Origin of the sequence: Brachybacterium sp. 107, assembly GCF_052379725.1 — a bacterium.
Classification (GTDB): Bacteria; Actinomycetota; Actinomycetes; order Actinomycetales; family Dermabacteraceae; genus Brachybacterium.
Window position 1 is genome coordinate 95,802 of sequence record NZ_JBQSYW010000002.1, and the last position, 21,533, is coordinate 117,334.

A 21,533-nucleotide genomic window follows, 5' to 3' on the forward strand; every position below is an offset into this window, starting at 1 on the left:
GTGGCTGGGATCGGGACCCTTCCCCCGCCGCGACGACGGACCGGCCGCCGCCGATCGAGGATCTGCGGCGGCCGGTCCGGGCTGTCAGCGGGTCAGGCGTCCAGCGAGTCGTGCGACCAGCAGGTCAGCCGTCCAGCCGGGAGGCCGCCGCGGTGTCGAGGAACCAGGTCGTCGACTCCAGGCCGCGCACGGCGGAGGCCGGCACGGGCCACGGGTTGATCTCCCCGTGGGCCGCCGCCACGGCCTCGGCCTTCTCCTCGCCGGCGACCAGCAGGGCCACGTGGCGGGCGGAGTTCAGGACCGGCCAGGTGAGCGAGATCCGCTCCGGCGGCGGCTTCGGCGAGTTCGTCACCGCGATGGCGCTCGCGCTGACCGCCCGCTGATCCGGATGCTCCGGGAACAGGGAGGCGATGTGCCCGTCAGGTCCGACGCCCAGCAGGAGCACGTCGAAGAACGCCCGTCCACGGGTGCGGAAGGGCTCGTCGCCTCCCGAGAGGTCGAGCTGCTGTCCGTACCAGGCCGCAGCATCGTCCAAGGACATGCCGTCGGCGGGCGAGGGCATGACGTGGATGTTGCGCGCGGGCAGTCCGGCCTCCTGGAGGGGCTCCAGCAGGCAGGCGCGCACGCCGACCTCGTTGCGATCGCTCGAGTCGGGGTCGACGAAGCGCTCGTCCCCCCACCAGATGTGCAGGCGGGAGACATCGACGCCGGCGGCGGAGAGCGCGGACGGCAGAGCCTTCGCGGTCGCCGTGCCGACGGTGCCGCCGGTGACCACGAGGTGCGCGGAGGAGCGCTCCTCGAGGGCCGTGGCGAGCTGAGCCGCGGTGGCCTCGGCGGCATCCGCCGCGACGGCCTCCGCGTCGGCGCTGACCGAATCGGTCGGGTCCGGCTTCCCGCTCGCGTAGGTGCTCATGTCGTCGATCCCGCTGAAGGCGGTGGCGAGGACCTCGCCGTAGACCTCATCGGGATCCAGCCGACGCAGCTCCTCGGCGAGCAGCTCGTTCAGGGTGCGTCGCGGCATCGTCACGTGCTGACCGGAATCATCGGTCGGCAGCGTCAGCACGATGGCCTCGTCGCTCACGCGCGTGAGGTCGATCGTGCCGTCCTCGCGGGTCAGTCGCACACCGTGCACTCCGGCGTAGTCGGGGGCATCCTCCGACGGGTCGACGATCTGTGCGTCGACGCCGAGGCTGTGCGAGAGCCAGGCCGCCATGAGCACGACGGACGGGTTCGTCTCGGAGCCGGCGACCTCGACCTTCGAGGGCACCGAGACCGGCGGCACCTCGTAGGCGCTCGCGACCAGCCCGCGCCAGCGGGTCAGGCGCGACCAGGCCAGGTCCGAGTCGCCGTGGGCGTACCCTCGGCGCAGGCGCTTCAGGGTCGCGATGGGGCCGGAGCAGGCCGCGGAATCCGTGATGCGCCGCTGCGACATGGACCCCAGCACGTCATGGACCGGTGAGGACGGAGCGGACTCCGGCCACCAGGTGACGATCGGGGCGTCGGGCAGCAGGAGCGCCATGACCAGCGTGTCCAGGGACGACATGATGTTTCCGCGGGCCCGCAGGATGATGATCTCGCCGGCTCCGGCGTCGCGACCCACGCGGATCTCGGCATCCAGCCCGGAGGTCTCGGCGTCCGGATCGGCATGGACCACGAGGACCCGTGCAGGGTGCTCATGGCTCGCGCTGATCGCGGCGCCCAGGGGCTCCTCGATGTCGCCGGTGGCGATGATGATGAGGGTCAGGACACGGCCGATGGTGTTCGCACCGAAGGTCTCCCGCATCTCGAACATCGTCTTGTCGATGGCCGATGCGGTGGTGTCGGTCAGGGTGGTGATCACGGTCGCCTCCAGGTACGTCCGTCACGGGCGAGCATCTCGTGCGCGGTGTCGGGGCCCCAGGTGCCGGGGCGGTACGGGGCGGGCTTCATGTGCTCGGCCCAGTAGTCGGTGATGGGGTCGAGGATCTTCCAGGAGAGCTCGACCTCCTTCTGGCGGGGGAACAGCGGCGGGTCGCCGAGCAGCATGTCCAGGATCAGGCGCTCGTAGGCCTCCGGCGACTCCTCGGTGAAGTTCATGCCATAGGCGAAGTCCATGGTCACGTCCCGCACCTCCATCTGCGTGCCGGGCACCTTGGAGCCGAAGCGGATGGTCACGCCCTCGTCGGGCTGGACACGGATGACGATCGCGTTCTGGCCGAGATCCGCGGTGTCGGTGGAGCGGAAGGGCAGGAACGGTGCGCGCTTGAACACCAGGGCGATCTCGGTGACCCGTCGACCCAGGCGCTTGCCGGCGCGGAGGTAGAACGGGACGCCCGCCCAGCGGCGCGTCGCGATGTCCAGGCGCATGGCCGCGAACGTCTCGGTGGTGGAATCGGCGGGGATGCCGTCCTCCTCCATGTAGGGACGCACCTCCTCGCCGCCCTGCCAGCCGCCCACGTACTGACCGCGGGCGGTGTGCTCCCCGAGGTCCTCGGGCAGCTCGATCGCGGAGAGCACCTTCTCCTTCTCCGCCCGGAGGTCCGAGGCGCGGAAGGAGACCGGCTCCTCCATCGCTGTCAGGGCGAGCAGCTGCAGCAGGTGGTTCTGGATGACGTCGCGGGCCGTGCCGATGCCGTCGTAATAGCCTGCGCGCGAGCCGATGCCGATGTCCTCGGCCATGGTGATCTGCACGTGATCGACATAGCCGGCGTTCCACACCGGCTCGTAGAGCTGGTTGGCGAAGCGCAGCGCGAGGATGTTCTGCACCGTCTCCTTGCCGAGGTAGTGGTCGATCCGGAAGACGTCCTCGGGGCGGAAGACCTTCTCGACGACGTCGTTGAGCTCGCGGGCGGAGGCGAGGTCGTGACCGAAGGGCTTCTCGATGACGACTCGGCGCCAGGAGCCGTCCCGCGGGGTGTTGAGGCCGGACTCGGCGAGCTGGCCGCACACCTTGGGGAAAGCATCCGGCGGGATCGACAGGTAGAAGGCGTGGTTGCCGCCCGTGCCGCGGGTGCGGTCGAGCTCGCCGACGACCTCGGTGAGCTTCTCGAAGGCGGCGGACTCGTCGAAGGTGCCGGTGACGAAGCGGAGCCCGCCGCGCAGCTGCTCGAACACGCTCTCCGAGAAGCCGGTCCGGGAGTGCTCGGAGACGGACTTCCGCACGTAGTCGGCGAAGTCGTCGTCGGACCAGTCACGACGACCGAAGCCGACGAGACCGAAGCTGGGGGGAAGCAGACCGCGATGCGTCAGGTCGTAGATCGCCGGGAGGAGCTTCTTCCGGGCGAGATCGCCGGTGACACCGAACATCACCATGGAGCTGGGCCCGGCGATGAGGGGGAGTCGGCGATCGCGGGGATCGCGCAGAGGGTTGAGGCGATCCTCGGCGTCGGTCCCGGCAGAGGGAGTGGATGTATCGGTCACGATGGTCCTTTCTCGGACACGGACGGCAAGAGCACGGTCCGCCCCGAGGGGCAGGACCGTGCTCGTGGGGAACTCAGGCGCGGGCGGTGTCCATCGACTCCGACACGGTCGCGAGGAGCTCCTCCCAGGCCTTCTCGAACTTCTCGACACCCTCGCGCTCCAGGAGCGCGAAGACGTCGTCCAGGTCCACCCCTGCACCGGCGACGCGCTCGAGCACGCCCTCGGCGGAGGTGGCGATCTCGGCGTTCAGCGAGGCGGCGGGCTCGGAGTGGTCGGCCGCGGCGTCGAGGGTCTTCTCGGGCATCGTGTTCACGCTCGGATCGGCGACGAGGTTGTCGACGTAGAGGGTGTCGGAGTACTCGGGGTTCTTCACGCCGGTCGACGCCCACAGGGCCCGCTGCACGTTCGCGCCCTTCGCGGACAGCGCCGAGAAGCGCTCCGAGCCGAAGGCCTCGAGGTACTTGCCGAAGGCCACCTGCGCGTTGGCCACACCGGCTGCGCCCTGCAGGGACACGGCCTCTTCGCCCAGATCGGCCAGGCGCTTGTCGATCTCCGCGTCGACGCGGGAGACGAAGAAGGAGGCGACCGAGTGGATCGTCGAGAGGTCCTTGCCGGCCTCGGCGGCCTGCTCGAGACCGGTGAGGTAGGCGTCGATGACCTCGACGTAGCGGGCCACCGAGAAGATGAGCGTCACGTTGACGCTGATGCCCTCGGCGATGGCGGCCGTGATGGCCGGCAGGCCCTCGACGGTCGCAGGGATCTTGATCATGACGTTCTCGCGGCCGACGACCTCGTGCAGGTGCTTGGCCTGCGCGATGGTCTTCTCGGTCTCGTGGGCGAGGCGGGGATCGACCTCGATGCTCACGCGGCCGTCGAAGCCGTGGGAGGTCGTGTACACGTCCGCGAAGAGGTCCGCGGCATGGCGCACGTCATCGGTCGTGACGGTCTCGACGACCGCGTCGACGTCCTTGCCCTCGCCGGCGAGGCGGGTGATGTCGGCGTCGTACTCGGAGCGGCCGGAGATGGCCGCCTGGAAGATCGACGGGTTCGTCGTGACGCCCACGATGTTGCGGGTGTCGATGAGCTCCTGCAGGTTGCCGGAGTCCATGCGCTGGCGCGAGAGGTCGTCGAGCCAGATGGAGACGCCGGCATCGGAGAGGGTCTGGGTGCGGGGGTTCTGAGTCATGTGCGTTCCTTCCGGGCGCTGCGCGCCCTGTGTCGAACTGCTGGTGTCCTGCTCAACGAGATCCGGGACGACACCCTTCCCACCTGTGGCGGACGGACCGACGAGCGATGGGGCGGGCCGGACGGGGGAGCGGCGCGGGGCGGGGCCCGGAGGCCCCGCCCCGCGGTCGATCAGGCTCCTGCTGCGGAGAGCGAGTCCTTCGCGGCGGCCACGACGGCCTCCGGCGTGAAGCCGTATTCGCGGAACAGGGTCTTCGCGTCGGCCGAGGCACCGTAGTGCTCGAGCGACACGGCGCGGCCGTGGGTGCCGAGGAAGCGGTACCACGGCATGGCGATGCCGGCCTCGACGGAGACGCGGGCGGTGACCGAGGAGGGGAGGACGGACTCCTTGTACTCCTCGTCCTGCTCGTCGAACCACTCGACGGACGGCATCGAGACCAGGCGGGTGGGGGTGCCCTCGGCCTCGAGCTGCTTCTGCGCCTCGGCGGCGTACTGCACCTCGGAGCCGGTGGCGATGAGGATGACCTCCGGAGAGCCCGTCGAGGCGTCCTTCATGACGTACCCGCCCTTGGCGAGGTTCTCGGCGCCGGCGTACTCGCTGCGGTCGAAGGTGGGCATCGCCTGGCGGCTGAGGATCAGGCCGACGGGGCCGTTGTCCCGCTCGAGCAGGATCTTCCAGGCCTGAGCCGTCTCGTTGGCGTCGGCCGGACGCACGATCGAGAGGTTCGGGATCGCCCGGTACGCGGCCAGGTGCTCGACCGGCTGGTGGGTCGGGCCGTCCTCGCCGAGGCCGACGGAGTCGTGGGTCCACACGTAGGTGGCCGGGACCTTCATCAGCGAGGCGAGGCGCACCGCGCCGCGCATGTAGTCGGCGAACTGGAAGAAGGTGCCGCCGTACGGACGGGTCAGCCCGTGCAGCGAGATGCCCGAGAGGATCGCGCCCATCGCGTGCTCGCGGATGCCGAAGTGCAGCGTGCGGCCGTACTCGTCACCGGCGAACTCGGAGGAGCTGTACTCCTTGGGGAGGAACGACGGCTCGCCCTTCATGGTGGTGTTGTTCGAGCCGGCGAGGTCGGCGGAGCCGCCCCACAGCTCGGGCATCACGCCGGCGAGCTCGTTCAGGATCTTGCCGGAGGCGGCGCGGGTCGCGATGCCCTTCTCGTCGGCCTCGAAGGCCGGGAAGGCCTCGGCGAAGCCCTCGGGGAGCTCGCGGGCGACGAGACGGTCCAGCAGGGCAGCGGCGTCAGCATTCGCGGAGCGCCAGGCCTGGTAGCCCGTGTCCCACTCGGCCTTGTCGGCGGCGGCGCGCTCGGCGAGGGACCGGGTGTGGGCCAGCACGTCCTCGTCGACCTGGAACTGCTGGTCCGGGTCGAAGCCGATGGCCTTCTTCAGCCCGGCGACGCCCTCGGCGCCGAGCTTGGCACCGTGCACGGTGTGGCTGCCGGCGAGCTCGGGGATGGGCCAGCCGATGACGGTGCGCAGCTGGATGAAGGTCGGCTTGTCGGTGACCTTCTGGGCCTCGAGGATCTCGGCCTTCAGGGCGGCGACGTCCTCAACGTATCCCGTGCCCCCGTTGGTCCAGTCCACGGTGCGGACGTCCCACCCGTAGGCGGCGTAGCGGGCTGCGGTGTCCTCGGTGAACGCGATCGACGTGTCGCCCTCGATCGAGATCTCGTTGTCGTCCCACAGGACGATGAGGTTGCCCAGCTGCTGGGTCCCCGCGAGCGAGCTGGCCTCGCTGCTGACGCCCTCCTCGAGGTCGCCGTCGGAGGCGATCACGTAGGTGAAGTGGTCGAAGGGGCTGGTGCCCGGGGCCGCTCCGGGGTCGAGGAGACCGCGCTCGCGGCGCTGGGCCATGGCGAAGCCGACGGCCGAGGAGATGCCCTGGCCGAGGGGGCCGGTCGTGATCTCGACGCCCTGGGTGTGGAAGTTCTCGGGGTGGCCCGGGGTCTTGGAGCCCCAGGTGCGCAGCTCCTCGATGTCCTTCTTCTCGAGGCCGAAGCCGCCGAGGTAGAGCTGGATGTACTGGGTGAGGCTGGAGTGCCCGGCCGACAGCACGAAGCGGTCGCGGCCCAGCCAGCTCGGATCGGTCGGATCGTGACGCATCACGTCCTGGTAGAGGAGGTACGCGGCAGGTGCGAGGCTCACGGCGGTGCCGGGGTGGCCGTTGCCGACCTTCTCGACCGCATCCGCGGCCAGGACGCGGACGGTGTCCACTGCGCGCTTGTCGAGCTCGGTCCAGCCCTCGGGGGCCTTGAACGTTTCGGTCACGTCGATTGCTTCCTTTCACCGGAGTGCGGCCGCTGTGGCCGCTGGGACGACAGCTTCGGCAGATCAGCCCCGACGGGGTCCGTCGCGGTGGGCGTCCACTCGAAGCGATGGCTCTACCTTAGTAGTGCCGGGGCCCGATCACGGCTCGCGTCCAGCCTGTTGCCCCGCCGAGCCCCTGTGACGTGCCCGGCAGATGCCCGGACGGTGCCGGGACTCACCCCGTGAACACTGGGTTCGCACAGCCCGAGAGCCTAGACTGAACGGGTTCACGCGACGGAAGCGTCGCGCTCAGGAGGAAGGACGGTGGGCGGTGACCGCCACCCAGGGAGCTTCGATCCGGCACGCAGGGCAGGGCGGTGACCACACCCCGCAACGCACTGCGCGGTCCGTGATCCGTGCGTACGTCGCCCTCACCAAGCCGCGGATCATCGAACTGCTGCTGATCACCACGATCCCGACGATGTTCCTCGCCGCGGGTGGGTTCCCGTCGTGGTGGCTGATCGTCGCGACGCTGGTGGGCGGCTATCTCGCCGCCGGCGGCGCCAACACGCTGAACATGTACCTCGATCGCGACATCGACGCGAAGATGAAGCGCACGCGGAACCGTCCGCTCGTCACGGGTGAGGTCTCCCCGCGCGCGGCGATGGTGTTCGGCGTCGGGCTCTCGATCGGTTCCACCCTCTGGCTGGGCCTCCTGGTCAACTGGATGTCGGCGGCCCTCGCACTGGGCGCGATCCTGCTGTACGTCGTCTTCTACACGATGATCCTCAAGCGGCGCACCAGCCAGAACATCGTCTGGGGCGGCGTGGCCGGCTGCATGCCGGTGCTGATCGGCTGGTCCGCGGTGACGGGCACGGTCTCCTGGACGGCGGTGCTGCTGTTCCTGGTGATCTTCTTCTGGACGCCCCCGCATTACTGGCCCCTGGCTGAGAAGTTCTCCCAGGACTACGCCGACGCGGGTGTGCCCATGCTCCCCGTGGTGGCCACGCGCATGAGCGTCGCCGGGCAGATGATCATGCACACCTTCCTCATGATCGCTGCGAGCCTCGCGATCATCCCGCTGGGGGAGACGGGGTGGGTCTACGGCGTCAGCGCCGTCGCCGTCGGCGCCTGGTTCGCCTTCCTCGTGATCCGGTACGCGGTGCGGGTGCACCGGGGCCTGAGCGGCAAGAAGCTCGGCCCGATGACCGTCTTCCACGGATCGATCACCTACCTGACGTTGCTGTTCGTGGCCCTCGCGATCGATCCCTTCGTCACGCTGTGAGTCCGGCCCTGTGACGACCGGGGGTGAACGGCGACAGTCCCGGGAGCAGGTCGTCCTGCGCCCCGGGGACAGTCGGATCCTCGAGCAGTACCTGAGCCATCTGCGTATCGAGCGCGGCCTCTCGGCGAACACCCTCGCCGCCTATCGTCGTGACCTGGATCGCTATCTCGCCCATCTGGCCCGTGCCGGAATCGACCCGGCCGCGGTGGATCCGCAGGATCTGGCGACCTGGCTGCAGTCGCTCCGCACGGGGGCCGACGGCGGCTCCGCGCTGTCCGCGGCCTCTGCGGCACGATCTCTCGCCGCCGTGCGCGGGCTGCACAGCTTCCTCGATGCCGAGCGGGTCTCGACCACCGGGGATCCTGCTCGCCTGGTGCCCCCGCCGTCACTTCCCTCCCGCCTGCCCCACCCTCTGGCCATCGACCAGGTGGAGGCGCTGCTGGAGGCGGCCGGTCGGCCCGGCACCGGACGGGACTCCGCCGAGCGGGCCCTGCGCGACCGGGCGCTCCTGGAGCTGCTCTACGGGATCGGGGCCCGGATCTCCGAGGCGACCGGCCTGGACCTCGATGACGTGGACCGTGAACAGCGCTCGGCGCTCCTGCGGGGCAAGGGGGACAAGCAGCGGGTGGTGCCCGTAGGCCGATTCGCGCTCGAGGCGCTGGATGCCTATCTGACCCGTGGCCGCCCGTCGCTGGCGGCCCGGGGAGCCGGGACACCTGCCGTCTTCCTGGGATCCCGCGGCACGCGGTTGACGCGTCAGGCGGCCTGGCAGGTGGTCCGGCGCGCGGCGGAGGCCGCGGAGCTGGCGCTCGCGGAGCCCATCAGCCCGCACACGCTGCGCCATTCCTATGCGACGCATCTGCTGCACGGCGGCGCCGATGTGCGCAGCGTCCAGGAGCTTCTGGGGCACGCATCGGTCACCACGACGCAGCTCTACACGCAGGTGACGGTCGACTCGCTGCGCGAAACGCATGCGAGCGCCCACCCCCGTGCTCGGCGGGGGGCTTAGACTTGTGCGGCATGGCGACCAGGGAGGACGGGCAGGGCCCGGACCACCCGGGTCGCCGCCCCCACGACCTCGACGACTGCTCGCAGCCGCCGCTCCCCGGGCTGGGACCCGTGGCCCGCCGTCCCCACGGCGGCCCGTCCCTCCCGCGCACAGCCCCTCGACGCCGACGACAGGACAACGACGTGAGCTCGACCTCCAACCAGCAGCTGGACATCGACCTCGGCCCCACCGGCCGACCGATGCCGGAACTGCCGGAGCCAGCCCCCATCGACGGTCACGGACCGGCTCGGATCATCTCGATGGTGAACCAGAAGGGCGGCGTGGGGAAGACCACGAGCGTCATCAACCTCGGTGCCGCCCTCGCAGAGCTGGGACGCAAGGTGCTCCTGGTGGACCTCGACCCGCAGGGCGCGCTCAGCGCCGGGACCGGGGTGAACCCGTACGAGCTCGACGTGACGGTCTACAACCTGCTCATGGATCGTCAGCACGACGTGCGCGACGTCATCCAGACCACCACGACCGAGAACCTCGACGTGCTCCCGGCGAACATCGACCTGTCCGCCGCCGAGGTCCAGCTGGTCAACGAGGTCGCTCGCGAGATGGCGCTCGCCCGTGTGCTGCGCCCGGTCGCCGACGAGTACGACGTGATCATCATCGACTGCCAGCCCTCGCTGGGCCTGCTCACGGTCAACGCGCTCGCGGCCAGCCACGGCGTGATCATCCCGCTCGAGGCCGAGTACTTCGCACTGCGCGGTGTGGCCCTGCTCGTGGAGACCATCGAGAAGGTGCAGGACCGCATCAATCCGCGACTGGAGATCGACGGGATCGTCATCACGATGTTCGACCCGCGGACCCTCCATGCCCGCGAGGTGTGCCAGCGCGTCGTGGAGGCGTTCCCCGACAAGGTCTTCCACACCACGATCAACCGCACCGTGAAGTTCCCCGACGCCTCGGTGGCGGCGGAGCCGATCATCTCCTTCGCCGGCTCCACCAAGGGCGCCGACGCCTACCGGCAGCTGGCCCGGGAGCTCATCTCCCGCGGCGCGGCGGCCTGATGGCCACCCCGAAGGCGGAGGCGGGGCGTCCCGGCGCCTCGGGGCGGGGACCGCGTCGCCGCAGCGCCTTCACCCCGCCGCGCACGGTGAAGCTCCGCGACGACCAGGGGGCGCCGCGTCCGAAGGCCGATCGGTCCGAGGACGGCGACGGGCCGGATCTCCACCAGGAGGGCGCGGAGCGTCTGCAGAAGATTCTGGCGCGCGCCGGGTTCGGTTCCCGACGCGCGTGCGAGACGCTGATCTCCACCGGACGGGTGATGGTCGACGGCGTCGTGGTGAGCGAGCAGGGGATACGCATCGAGGCGTCGGCCCATGTGATCCATGTCGACGGCCGTCGGCTCCAGCTGGATGACGCGAAGGTGACCGTCGTGCTGAACAAGCCGCGCCATGTCGTCTCCGCCATGAGCGATCCGGAGGGCCGTCGTGACCTCTCCGAGTTCACCGCTCCCTTCTCCCAGCGGCTCTACCACGTGGGGCGGCTGGACTACGAGACCGAGGGGCTGCTGCTCCTGACCAACGACGGCGAGCTGGCCCACCGGCTCACCCACCCCAGCTTCGAGGTCGAGAAGACCTACGTGTGCCGCTTCGACGCCCCGGGCGGGCCGCCCCGCGGACTGGTGAAGATCCTGCGGGACGGCGTCGAGCTCGAGGACGGCCCCGCCCATGCCGATCGCGCGCGGGTGCTCGCCCAGGACGGTCGCGAGGCCGTGGTCGAGGTGACGCTGCACGAGGGTCGCAATCGCATCGTGCGTCGGATGTTCGCCTCCCAGGGCTTCGAGCTCACCGCGCTCATGCGCACCCGCATCGGCCCCGTCGTGCTCGGCGATCTCGCCGCGGGGGAGACCCGCGAGCTGACAGGACGCGAGCTCGGCACCCTGATGGCCGAGGTCGGCCTGTGACGACGCTGGTGCCCTCACCCGTGCGCATCATCGGCACGGGCCTCATCGGCGGCTCCCTGGGCATGGCGCTGGGACGAGCAGGGACCGCCGTCCAGGTCGAGGACGTCTCCCCGGGCACCACCGCCCTCGCCGTCGAGCTCGGCGTCGGGTCGCTCCCCGGCGCCGAGGACCCGGCGCCGCAGCTCGTGCTGGTGGCCGCGCCGCCGGACGTCGCCGCGCAGGTCATCGACCGGGCGCTGCGCACCTGGCCACGGGCCGTGGTCGCCGATGTGGCGAGCGTGAAGACCACGGTGCTCGACGGTGTGAGGTCGCTCGCCCGGGCCGAGGACCTCCCGCGCTACATCGGTGCCCATCCGATGGCCGGCCGCGAGGTCTCCGGCGTCATCGCCGCCCGGGGCGACCTCTTCCAGGGCCGGCCCTTCGTGATCGTCCCGCACCCCGGCACGGTCCCCGAGGCGGTGACCGCGCTGAAAGGCCTGGCCACCGAGATCGGGTCGGTCCCCGTGACGATGGACGCCGCCGCGCACGACACCGCGGTCGCCCATGTCTCCCATGTGCCCCAGGTGATGGCGAGCCTCGTGGCGGGCACGCTCCTCGAGCCCACCGAGGCGGCCCTCGGACTGGCCGGGCAGGGCCTGCGCGACACCACCCGCATCGCCGACTCCGATCCGCGCCTGTGGGTCGAGATCCTCGGCGCGAACGCGGCCGCGGTCGCCGACGTGCTCGGCGACGTGCGCGTGCGCCTGGACGACGTGCTGACGGCGCTGGACTCGCTGCGCGGCTCCCCGGACCCGTCCATCGGGTCGCGACGCGCGCTGGCAGGACTCATCGCCGACGGCAACCGCGGGGTGCGACGCATCCCCGGGAAGCACGGCGGCGGCACCGACTCGTTCGCGACGGTCACCGTGCTCGTGCCGGACCGTCCCGGCGAGCTGGCGCGCCTGCTCACCGAGATCGGGCAGATCGGCGTCAACCTCGAGGACCTCCGCCTCGAGCACGAACTGGGCCGCGCGGTGGGCCTCGCGCACGTCGCGATCGACGCCACGCGTGAGGACCTGCTCACGAGATCGCTCGCGGAACGCGGCTGGACCGTCGCCGACGCCTGAACGACCCCTATCCTTGGGGGATGCACACCAGCGCGCCGCACGACCCCTCCGCCCTCGCGAGCCCGGAGCACGGGGCCGGCATCACCATCGCGATCGACGGCCCGGCCGGGTCCGGCAAGTCGACCGTCTCCCGCCTCCTCGCCGACGCGCTCGACGGCGGGATCCTCGACACCGGTGCCATGTACCGCGCCGTCGCCTGGTCCTGTCTCGAGCAGGGCATCGACCTCACGGATCGGGACGCCGTCGCAGCGATCGCCGAGTCCATCGACCTGGATCTCGGCACCGACCCTGCGGGCGCGACGGTCGTCGTCGGCGGCACCGACATCACGACCGAGATCCGCACCGAGCGGATCTCCGAGCAGGTCAGCGCCGTCGCCACGAACACCCTGGTGCGCGCGATCCTCCAGCGCCGCCAGCGCGACGTCCTCTTCAGAACCGCGGCCGAGCGCGGCTTCTGCGTGGCCGAGGGTCGCGACATCACGACGGTGGTCGCTCCCGACGCCCACGTGCGCGTCCTGCTGACCGCCTCCGACGAGGAGCGGATGCGCCGTCGGGCCACCGAGCTCGACCTCGAGGACTCCGAGGAGACCCGCGCCCGCATGGCAGACCAGGTGCTGCGGCGGGACCGCGACGACTCCGCCGTCTCGGAGTTCCTGACCGCCGCCGAGGGTGTGCACGCCGTCGACACCACCGGTCTGGACATCCCGGACGTCGTCGAGCGCGTGCTCATGCTCGTGGCGGAAGCCGAGGAGGCCCAGGAGGAGGCCCTCCATGGCGCGCCCGAGCCCGAGCCCCGCCCGGCGCAGCCCGTCGTCGGCAGCCAGAGCTCGAGGGGTCCGCACGACGCGACGAGCTCGGACGGGCCGTCCGACGACGACGTCGAGTCCGCCCTGCGGGCCGGTCTGTCCGGCTACGACCTGGACGACGAGGACCTGGCCCTGCTCGAGGGCGAGGACGCCGACGACCCGCGTCCCACCGTGCAGCGCAACCTGCCGGTCGTGGCGGTCGTCGGCCGCCCCAACGTCGGCAAGTCCACGCTGGTCAACAGGATCCTCGGGCGCCGCGAGGCCGTGGTCGAGGACCGCCCCGGCGTGACCCGCGACCGTGTGTTCTATGACGCCGAATGGGCCGGCAAGGACTTCTGGCTCGTGGACACCGGCGGCTGGGAGGACCGTGTCCAGGGCATGGCCTATCGCGTCGCCGAGCAGGCCGAGGTGGCCATCTCCCTGGCCGATGTCGTGATGTTCATCGTCGACGCGAACGTGGGCATCACCACGACCGACGAGCAGCTCCTCAAGGTGCTCCGCACGGCGAAGTGCCCGGTGGTGCTGGTCGCGAACAAGGTCGATGACCAGCGCGGGGAGCTCGAGGCCGCGGGATTGTGGAACCTCGGTCTCGGCGAGCCGTTCCCGGTCTCGGCCCTGCACGGGCGTGGGTCCGGCGACCTGCTGGACGCCATGCTCGCGGCGATGCCGGAGGAGGGGCGGGGCGCCCCGGTCGACAACGGACCGCGTCGCGTCGCACTGGTGGGACGGCCCAACGTCGGCAAGTCCTCCCTGCTGAACCGTCTCGCCAAGGAGCAGCGTGTCGTCGTCGACGACGAGGCCGGCACCACCCGTGATCCGGTCGACGAGAGGATCACCCTCGCCGGCAAGGACTGGACGTTCGTGGACACCGCCGGGATCCGCCGCCGGGTCCTGCAGTCGCAGGGGGCGGACTACTACGCCTCGCTGCGCACCCGCGCCGCCCTGGATCGCGCCGAGGTGGCGGTCGTGCTGCTGGAGGCCTCGGAGCCGATCTCCTCCCAGGACCTGAAGATCATCGACATGGTGCTCGAGTCGGGCCGTGCTCTCGTGCTGGCGTTCAACAAGTGGGACCTCATCGATGAGGAACGTCACAAGCAGCTCGAATGGGAGATCGAGAAGGATCTCGCGCATGTGGCCTGGGCCCCGCGCGTGAACATCTCGGCCCAGACGGGCCGTCACGCCGATCGTCTCGTCCCCGCGATCGAGCGCGCCCTGGAGTCGTGGGACATCCGGATCCCCACCGGCCGCCTCAACGCCTTCCTGGGCACCCTCGTCGCGGCGCATCCGCACCCGCTGCGCGGTGGCAAGCAGTCGCGCATCCTGTTCGCGACGCAGGCGAGGACCCGTCCGCCCCGGTTCGTGATCTTCGCGAGCGGATTCCTCGAGCACGGGTACCGGCGGTTCATCGAGCGCCGCCTGCGCGAGGACTTCGAGTTCACCGGGTCGCCGATCGTGATCGGTGTGCGGATCCGCGAGAAGCGCCGCCGCTGAGCGCACGCCGGGCCGGGCGGGCCCGGCGTGCTGAGGTGGCCGGTGAGCCAGTAGTCTGAGGACATGAGCACCCCGAGCGACAACGACCCCTGGACGCCTCAGGGCGACGACCAGGCCCAGCAGGCTGCGCCGACCCCGCAGGCGGGACAGGGGACCCCTGGCCAGGACCCGTGGGCTGCCCCGCAGGATGCTCAGCCCGCACAGGACCCGTGGGCGCAGCCGCAGGACGGTCAGCAGAGCTACCCGCAGTACGGCCAGCAGAACCCCTACGGTGCGCCGGGCGGCGAACAGGGCCATCAGCAGTACGGCCAGCAGAATCCCTACGGCGCCCCGCAGGCCGGACAGTCCGCAGCCCAGCAGCCGTACGGCCAGGCGTCCGGTGCGTCGGCTTCGGACCCCTACGGTCAGGCATCCGGAGGTTCTGCCTCGGACCCCTATGGCCAGGCATCGGCTGCGTCGGCCTCCGATCCTTATGGGCAGGCATCTGGAGCCGGCCAGCAGAACTGGACCCCGGCCGGTGGGCCTGTCCCGTCGGGCGCAGATCCTTTCGGACAGCCGAGTCCCTTCGGACAGCCGGGTGCCGCCGGATACGGCCCGCAGGGCGCTCAGCAGAACGGCCCTCAGGGCGGCCAGCAGGCCCCGATGGGTGCCCCGCACGACCCCCAGGCGCAGAGCCGCCTCGTGGTCGGCCTGCTCGGCATCTTCCTCGGCGCTTTCGGCGTGCACCGCTTCCTGCTCGGCTACACCACCATCGGAATCATCCAGGTCGCTGTGACAGTTCTGAGCTGCTTCCTCCTTTCCCCGCTAGTTCAGATCTGGGGCCTGATCGAGGGCATCATGGTGCTCGCGAAGTCGCCCGCGTTCGAGCGTGATGCCCACGGGCGACCGCTCAACGACTGACCCCTCATCGATCACACCACCCTGGTCATCGGCCACGCCGCCCCCGCCATCGACCACGCCGTCAGAGGAGCACCATGAGCTACCCGCCCCCGGGCTACTCCCCGGACCGAGGATCCATCCAGACCAGCGCGATCTGGCTGATCGTCGTCGGCATCCTCTGCGGAGGGACCATCCCGGCGATCTTCGGGATCATCGCCCTGGTGCAGATGGACAAGGATCCGCAGCAGGCCCGGCAGATGAACAAGGTCGGCTGGATCGTCTTCTGGGTGCTCCTCGGTGTGAGCCTCCTCGTCGTCCTGGTCTATTTCGGTCTCAGCTTCCTGATCGTCGGGATGGCCTTCATCCCGGCCCTCGTCGGCGGCTGATCCGCACAGCATCCGCCCCGCGCAGAAGGAGGACCATGGCTACGCCCGAGTTCGTGCTCGCCCTCCGCGAGCACATCGGCCACGAGGCGCTCTGGCTGTCCGGAGTCACGGCGTTCGTGCTCGACCCCGCACGCACCCGGATGCTGGCGGTGCGCCGCGCCGACACCGGTGCCTGGACCCCCGTCACCGGGATCATCGACCCCGGCGAGGAGCCGGCGACCGCCGCGGTCCGCGAGGTCGCCGAGGAGGCGGGCGTCGACTGCACGCCGCTGCGACTCGTCGATGTGCGCACCCATCCGCCGATCACCTACGCCAACGGTGACGTCGCGCAATACCTCGACCTGTGCTTCCTGTGCGAGCACGACAGGGGAGACCCGTTCCCGGCCGACGGCGAGAACACGCAGGCGCAGTGGTTCCCGATCGATGCACCGCCTCCGATGAACGATCGGTTCCTCGAACAGCTCGAGCTCATCCGGGCCGATCGGCCAGAGGCCCGGTTCCGTCGATGACCCCTCTCTCGCCGCCGCCCCGTGTGCAGAACCGGGGCGGTCCGTCCGACCCCCTGCCCGGCACCCGCGTGACCATCCCGCTGACGGACGCCCCGGGAGACCTGGCCGTCGTCCGCGTGATCGCCGCGCCCCGCCGGGACATGGTGCGTGCCGGACGCGTGGGGACGCCGCTGCTGCCCTTCGCCGACTCCCTGCTGGTCGATGTCTCGGTCGCCGACCGGCTCGTGCTCCCCGGCGCCTGGGTGCAGCGCGAGGTGCTCGAGCGGGGTGCATCCATCGCCCCGGCCCGCGTCGGCGCCGCGGACCTCCGCCCGCCGGCGGTGATCGCCGGCGACGGCGAGAGGGCCCAGCTGCAGTGGGGCGAGACCGTCTGGCCCCTCGACCTCGGCGGAGTGGTTGCGATCCCGGCGTCGGCCCGCGCCTCCGCGCATCCGCTGTCCCGCCTGCGACGCCTGGTGCTCGTCGCGGCGGGACGCCGCGCCGATATCGCGCTCACGCTGTGGCAGGACCCGGGCTTCGAACTGCCCTGGCACGATGTGCGTCTGCTGCCGCACGCCGCCCGCTGGTTCGAGCTCGCGGGGGTGCCGGCCGGGATGCGGTATTCCGATGCTGAGCAGGCGCACGGTGTGGGACGGGCCCGCCAGCGCCCCTGACCGAGCGGTCGTCCGCACCGTGGCGGCGAACTTGTGATGTGCGCCGCAACGTATAGGGTCTCTGCTCGTGATCGACCACGACGAAGAGGTCCCCGTGCCCCCAGGGCCGCCCCATCCGCCACAGACCGACAGGCGTACGTTCCTGCGCTTCACCGCAGGCGCTGCCGCCGTTCTCCCGCTCACCGCCCTTGCCGGATGCTCCGGGAGCTCGCGCGACCCGGACACGATCCGGATCGCCTTCCAGCAGTTCGGCTCCGGCACGATCAAGCAGGAATGGATCACCACCGCCGCGCAGGAGTTCTCCGCCGAGAACCCCGAGCTCGCGGTCGAGCTGGTCCCGATCGTCGCCTCCGAGAACGACTACTTCACCAAGAACGAGCTGCTCATGAGCTCGCCCCGCACCAGCCCCGACCTCGTGTACGAGGATTCCTTCATCCTGCTCTCCGACGTCGGCGCGGACTATCTGCAGCCGATCACCGATCTCGTCGAGGGCTTCGAGCACTGGGACGACATCGCCGATGCCTCCAAGAAGGCGGTCACCAGCGAGGACGGCGAGGTCTACGGGGTCCCGATCACCACGGACACCCGCGCGATCTGGTTCCACCGCGACGTCTTCGAGCAGGCGGGTCTGCCGCCGGACTGGCAGCCGGAGAGCTGGGAGGACATCCTCGAGGCGGCGCGCGCGATCCGCGACTCCGACAGCGAGGCGATCCCCTTCTTCCTCTTCGCCGGCACCCCGCAGGGGGAGAAGGCCTCGATGCAGGGCTTCGAGATGCTCCTGTACGGGACCGGGGACGGCACTGGTCTGTACGACGCCGAGAGCAAGAAGTGGATCCTGGGCAGTCCCGGCTTCGTGGACTCCCTGACCTTCCTCAAGACCCTCTTCGACGAGGATCTCACCGCGACCCTCGGCCAGCACCTGGACCCCAACATCTCCGAGACCATCTACTCCTCGCTGCTGCCCGACGGCAAGCTCGGGATGCTCGTGGACGGCTCCTGGATCTCCCAGAACTGGACGGACTCCGCTGCCCGCCCCTGGCCCGAATGGCCCGACGTGATCGGCTTGGCGGACATGCCCACGCAGGACGGCGGCGGGACCGGCACGATCACGCTGGCCGGCGGCTGGGGACTGTCGATCCCCGAGTACGTCACCGACCGGGACATCGCCTACCGCTTCCTCGAGAAGCTCGTCTCCACGCAGACCCTCGTGCAGTACGCGATCGCCGACAACCACATCACGGTGCGCTCCGACGTCGCCGAGAAGGAGGAGTACCTCAGCTACTCCCCGGCGGTCGAGTACTTCACGAAGTTGCTGGAGACCGCGTACTACCGTCCGGCGCTGCCGGCCTATCCCGAGGTGTCCTCCGCGATCCAGGAGGCGATGGAGGCGGTCATGACCGGCACCAGCCCGGAATCCGCCGCGGCCGCCTACGACGCCACCGTCACCGACATCGTCGGCCCCGAGAACGTGCAGGAGGCCACCGCATGACCACCGACGCCCCACCTGCCCCCGGGCGCACCGCCCCGGCCCCGCGCCGACGTCACGGCAAGCTGGGTGACGGGCTCACCCTCTCCCGGGCCCTGCCGATGGTTCCGGCCGGAGTGCTGCTGATCGGGTTCATGCTCGGCCCGATCATCTACTCGCTGTATCTCGCGTTCACCGACAGCGCCATCCGTGGCGACGGCGCCTCCGAGACCAGCTTCGTGGGCTTCGACAACTTCCTCGACGCCTTCACCGACGCCGACTTCTGGAACTCCGTCGCCCTGACCCTGATCTTCACCGTGGTCTCCGCCGTGATCGGCCAGAACGTGATGGGCATGCTGCTGGCGCAGCTCATGGAACGCGCCAACCGGATCATCACCTTCGTGGTCACCTCGGTGGTGATCGCCGCCTGGATCCTCCCCGAGGTCGTGGCCGGCTACCTGCTGTACACGTTCTTCGCGTCCGAGGGCAGCCTCAACACGATCCTCACCTCCATCGGACTGCCCGGCCAGGACATGCTGTTCACCGCCCCGATCATCGCGGTCTCCTTCGCGAACATCTGGCGGGGCACCGCGTTCTCGATGCTGGTGTACTCCGCGGCGCTGAGCTCGGTGCCCGGCGACATCTACGAATCCGCGGCCCTGGACGGCGCCGGCCCCGTGCGCCGCTTCGTCTCCGTGACCCTGCCGCTGATGCGCCCGGCGATCGCGACCAACCTGATGCTGACCACCCTCCAGACGCTCTCCGTCTTCGGGCTCATCTTCATCATGACCGGCGGTGGTCCGGCCCGTCAGAGCCAGACCCTGCCCCTGTACATGTACGAGCAGGCGTTCTCCTACGGACAGCTCGGGTACGGCACCGCTGTGGCCCTCCTGCTGCTCCTGATCGGGGCCGTGGCCTCGCTGGTGTACCTGCGCCTGCTGCCCGAGGAGGACAAGCGATGAGCGCGACCACCCGTACCCGCCCGCAGGGCGATGCGCCCACCGCGAAGGCGTCGAAGCAGGGCTCCCGGGCCCGCAGCGCCCATGTCGCCAGCACCCTGGTGATGATCGTCATCGGTCTCGCGTTCCTGGTCCCGCTGCTGTGGGTCGTGCTGGCCTCCTTCGACACCGAGGCCTCGCTGTCCGTGGCCTGGCCGGACCGCTGGAGCCTCGGCAACTTCTCCGCGATCTGGAACGCGGAGACCACCTTCCGACCGCTGCTGAACTCGCTGATCCTGTGCGGCGGCGCGACGGTGGTGACGATGAGCGCGGCGATCCTGTGCGCCTACCCGATGTCGCGGTTCCGCTTCAAGGCCAAGCGTTCGCTGCTGCTGACGATCATCTTCTCGACCGGCCTGCCGATCACCGCGATCATGATCCCCGTGTACTCGTTGTTCGTGCAGGTGAACCTCATCGACTCGATGTTCGGGGCGATCCTGTTCCTCGGCGCCAGCTCGCTGCCCTACGCGATCTTCCTGACCAAGGGATTCATGGACGGGGTGCCGATCGAGATCGAGGAGTCGGCGTGGACCGAGGGCGCCGGGGTGCTGCGTGCCCTCTGGTCCGTGGTGATCCCGCTGATGCGCTCCGGACTCGCGGTCGCGACGATCTTCACCTTCGTGAGCATGTGGGGGAACTTCTTCGTCCCGTTCATGCTGCTGCTGAGCCCGGAGAACCTGCCGGCGGCGGTCACTCTGTACACCTTCTCCTCGCAGTACGGGCAGGTCGCCTACGGCCAGCTCGCGGCCTTCTCGATCTTCTACTCGCTGCCGGTCGTCGCCCTCTACCTGTTCCTGGGCCGCAACCTGGGCAAGGGCTTCGCGGCCGCGGGCGGTGTGAAGGGCTGAGCGGTCTCGCGCCGGCGGGCGAGGAGGGCCGACGGCCGACGGTGCCCGTTCAGCCACCTCCCGATCCAGGTGGGGCGCACCAGCAGGTCGTAGCTCAGCAGCAGCACGGTCATCACGACCCCGAGGGAGAGGACCAGCTTGACGAGCACGGGAAGTCCCAGATCGGCGAGCGGCACCGCGGCCAGGAGCAGCAGCGGGAAGTGCAGGAGATAGACCCAGTACGAGGAGTCCGCGAGGTAGCGCACCCACGGGATCTCGCGACGCACCAGACGCGCGCACAGTCCCAGGAGCCCGAAGACCCAGGCCCAGCCGGCGAGCGCCCCGGCGATGGCCACGACCACCGGCAGCGTCGGCGGGAGCAGGAGCGCCACGGGGGTGAGGACCCCGGCGATGACCAGGTGGAGGACCCATCGGCGTTCCACGCGGGCCAGCGCGCCGGGCCGGGAGCGCAGGAACCATCCCGCCACGAAGGCACCGCCGTAGGCGATGCTCGCGCCGGCCACGGGGACCAGCGTGAACGGCTCCGTGATGCTCGCGATGCCGTCGCCCTGGACGATCAGCCCCACCCCATAGGGCACCGCGACCACGAGGAGGCCGGCCCGGGATGCGAGCAGATCGCTGATCCGACCGGAGAGCCTCCCGGCCCGGTCAGCCCCCAGCACCCGCACGAGCACGGCCCGCACCGCCACCACCACGAGCGCGATCTCCACCAGGAGCAGCAGGAACCACAGGTGCATCGTGGGCAGGGCGAGGAAGCCGGTCGGAGCTACCGGATCAGCCGGCGGGGCGGACACGGGGCCGAGATCACGCACCACTCCGTTGAGGACCAGGGCGCCGACCATCAGGACGAACAGGATCGGCCCGAGAGTGGGGAGCGGGAGCCCGATGCGCAGCAGACGATCGCGCACATAGGATCCCGCGCCCCGGCGATGCAGCACCATGTGCCCGAAGTACCCCGCGAGCATCATGAACAGGACCATCCGGAACAGATGGATCACTCCGACGGCGGCGAGAGCGAGACCGGATTCGTGGACGTCGTCGACCAGCCAGAACCCGCCGGGCAGGAACGGCATCAGCGCATGCAGGAGCACGCCGAGCAGGAGCGCCCCGCCGCGCAGCGCGTCGAGGTGGTGCAGGCGCGGCGAGGGGCCGATGGACGGCGCCGCCGCCCGGGAGGCTGAGGTCGGGGAGGCGGACGTCGGAGAGGGCGGAACCTGGGCTCCGGGAGCAGGGTGCGAGGACATGGGGACGACGGTAGGGGAGCGGGACGCTCGGCACCTCGCCCGATCGGGGGCACGGCCCTCCACCGA

General features: G+C 70.4%; 18 protein-coding genes. 13 read left to right on the forward strand and 5 right to left on the reverse strand.

Translation table 11 applies throughout. The features are described 5' to 3' along the window. Positions 1-124: 124 nt before the first annotated feature. The 4 genes from pgl to tkt form a co-directional block, all read right to left on the reverse strand. A complete protein-coding gene (gene pgl / locus ACT3UL_RS02915) occupies positions 125-1,840 on the reverse strand; it encodes a 6-phosphogluconolactonase (RefSeq protein WP_444576627.1) in 1,716 nt (571 codons plus the stop codon). Continuing rightward, positions 1,837-3,399: a glucose-6-phosphate dehydrogenase gene (gene zwf / locus ACT3UL_RS02920; RefSeq protein ID WP_444576628.1), complete on the reverse strand. Its 1,563-nt coding sequence runs from the start codon at positions 3,397-3,399 to the stop codon at positions 1,837-1,839. Before zwf ends, pgl begins: the two co-directional genes overlap by 4 nt. Before the next feature lie 73 nt (positions 3,400-3,472). Further along, positions 3,473-4,585 (reverse strand): transaldolase, encoded by a 1,113-nt coding sequence (tal, locus tag ACT3UL_RS02925; RefSeq protein WP_444576629.1) that lies wholly within the window; start codon positions 4,583-4,585, stop codon positions 3,473-3,475. A gap of 170 nt (positions 4,586-4,755) precedes the next feature. Next, positions 4,756-6,855, reverse strand: a complete 2,100-nt coding sequence (gene tkt / locus ACT3UL_RS02930; protein WP_444576630.1) for a transketolase — start codon at positions 6,853-6,855, stop codon at positions 4,756-4,758. 310 nt (positions 6,856-7,165) lie between these two features. Here tkt and ACT3UL_RS02935 point away from each other — a divergent pair, with 310 nt between their 5' ends. The 13 genes from ACT3UL_RS02935 (at position 7,166) to ACT3UL_RS02995 (ending at position 20,223) form a co-directional block, all read left to right on the forward strand. Then, the gene (locus ACT3UL_RS02935) at positions 7,166-8,119 is read left to right on the forward strand and encodes a heme o synthase (RefSeq protein ID WP_444576632.1); all 954 of its coding nucleotides are present in this window, start codon (positions 7,166-7,168) and stop codon (positions 8,117-8,119) included. 10 nt (positions 8,120-8,129) lie between these two features. Further along, entirely contained in the window at positions 8,130-9,128 is a 999-nt protein-coding gene (locus ACT3UL_RS02940; protein ID WP_444576634.1) for a tyrosine recombinase, read from the forward strand. 182 nt (positions 9,129-9,310) lie between these two features. Next, positions 9,311-10,183, forward strand: a complete 873-nt coding sequence (locus ACT3UL_RS02945) for a ParA family protein (protein ID WP_444576973.1) — start codon at positions 9,311-9,313, stop codon at positions 10,181-10,183. Next, positions 10,183-11,082 carry a pseudouridine synthase gene (locus ACT3UL_RS02950; RefSeq protein WP_444576635.1) on the forward strand — a complete coding sequence of 300 codons (900 nt, stop codon included), beginning with the start codon at positions 10,183-10,185 and terminating at the stop codon, positions 11,080-11,082. Before ACT3UL_RS02945 ends, ACT3UL_RS02950 begins: the two co-directional genes overlap by 1 nt. Next, complete coding sequence (locus ACT3UL_RS02955; protein ID WP_444576636.1) at positions 11,079-12,188, forward strand: prephenate dehydrogenase; 1,110 nt, start codon at positions 11,079-11,081, stop codon at positions 12,186-12,188. Before ACT3UL_RS02950 ends, ACT3UL_RS02955 begins: the two co-directional genes overlap by 4 nt. Before the next feature lie 20 nt (positions 12,189-12,208). Then, positions 12,209-14,485, forward strand: coding sequence for a bifunctional cytidylate kinase/GTPase Der (der, locus tag ACT3UL_RS02960; protein ID WP_444576637.1), 2,277 nt, complete (start codon positions 12,209-12,211; stop codon positions 14,483-14,485). A 63-nt stretch (positions 14,486-14,548) separates the two neighbouring features. Next, a complete protein-coding gene (locus ACT3UL_RS02965) occupies positions 14,549-15,385 on the forward strand; it encodes an NINE protein (protein ID WP_444576639.1) in 837 nt (278 codons plus the stop codon). 74 nt (positions 15,386-15,459) lie between these two features. Then, the gene (locus ACT3UL_RS02970) at positions 15,460-15,750 is read left to right on the forward strand and encodes a hypothetical protein (protein ID WP_444576641.1); all 291 of its coding nucleotides are present in this window, start codon (positions 15,460-15,462) and stop codon (positions 15,748-15,750) included. A 35-nt stretch (positions 15,751-15,785) separates the two neighbouring features. Beyond that, entirely contained in the window at positions 15,786-16,259 is a 474-nt protein-coding gene (locus ACT3UL_RS02975; RefSeq protein ID WP_444576642.1) for an NUDIX hydrolase, read from the forward strand. Next, positions 16,256-16,912 (forward strand): hypothetical protein, encoded by a 657-nt coding sequence (locus ACT3UL_RS02980; RefSeq protein ID WP_444576644.1) that lies wholly within the window; start codon positions 16,256-16,258, stop codon positions 16,910-16,912. The genes ACT3UL_RS02975 and ACT3UL_RS02980 overlap by 4 nt, the downstream gene beginning before the upstream one ends. Positions 16,913-16,982: 70 nt before the next feature. Further along, complete coding sequence (locus tag ACT3UL_RS02985) at positions 16,983-18,401, forward strand: substrate-binding domain-containing protein (protein WP_444576974.1); 1,419 nt, start codon at positions 16,983-16,985, stop codon at positions 18,399-18,401. Then, on the forward strand, positions 18,398-19,339 hold the full coding sequence (locus ACT3UL_RS02990) for a carbohydrate ABC transporter permease (protein WP_444576646.1): 942 nt from the start codon (positions 18,398-18,400) through the stop codon (positions 19,337-19,339). The genes ACT3UL_RS02985 and ACT3UL_RS02990 overlap by 4 nt, the downstream gene beginning before the upstream one ends. After that, complete coding sequence (locus ACT3UL_RS02995) at positions 19,336-20,223, forward strand: carbohydrate ABC transporter permease (RefSeq protein WP_444576648.1); 888 nt, start codon at positions 19,336-19,338, stop codon at positions 20,221-20,223. The genes ACT3UL_RS02990 and ACT3UL_RS02995 overlap by 4 nt, the downstream gene beginning before the upstream one ends. Here ACT3UL_RS02995 and ACT3UL_RS03000 read toward each other — a convergent pair. Continuing rightward, positions 20,160-21,467: an acyltransferase family protein gene (locus ACT3UL_RS03000; RefSeq protein WP_444576650.1), complete on the reverse strand. Its 1,308-nt coding sequence runs from the start codon at positions 21,465-21,467 to the stop codon at positions 20,160-20,162. The genes ACT3UL_RS02995 and ACT3UL_RS03000 overlap by 64 nt on opposite strands. Positions 21,468-21,533 lie beyond the last annotated feature (66 nt).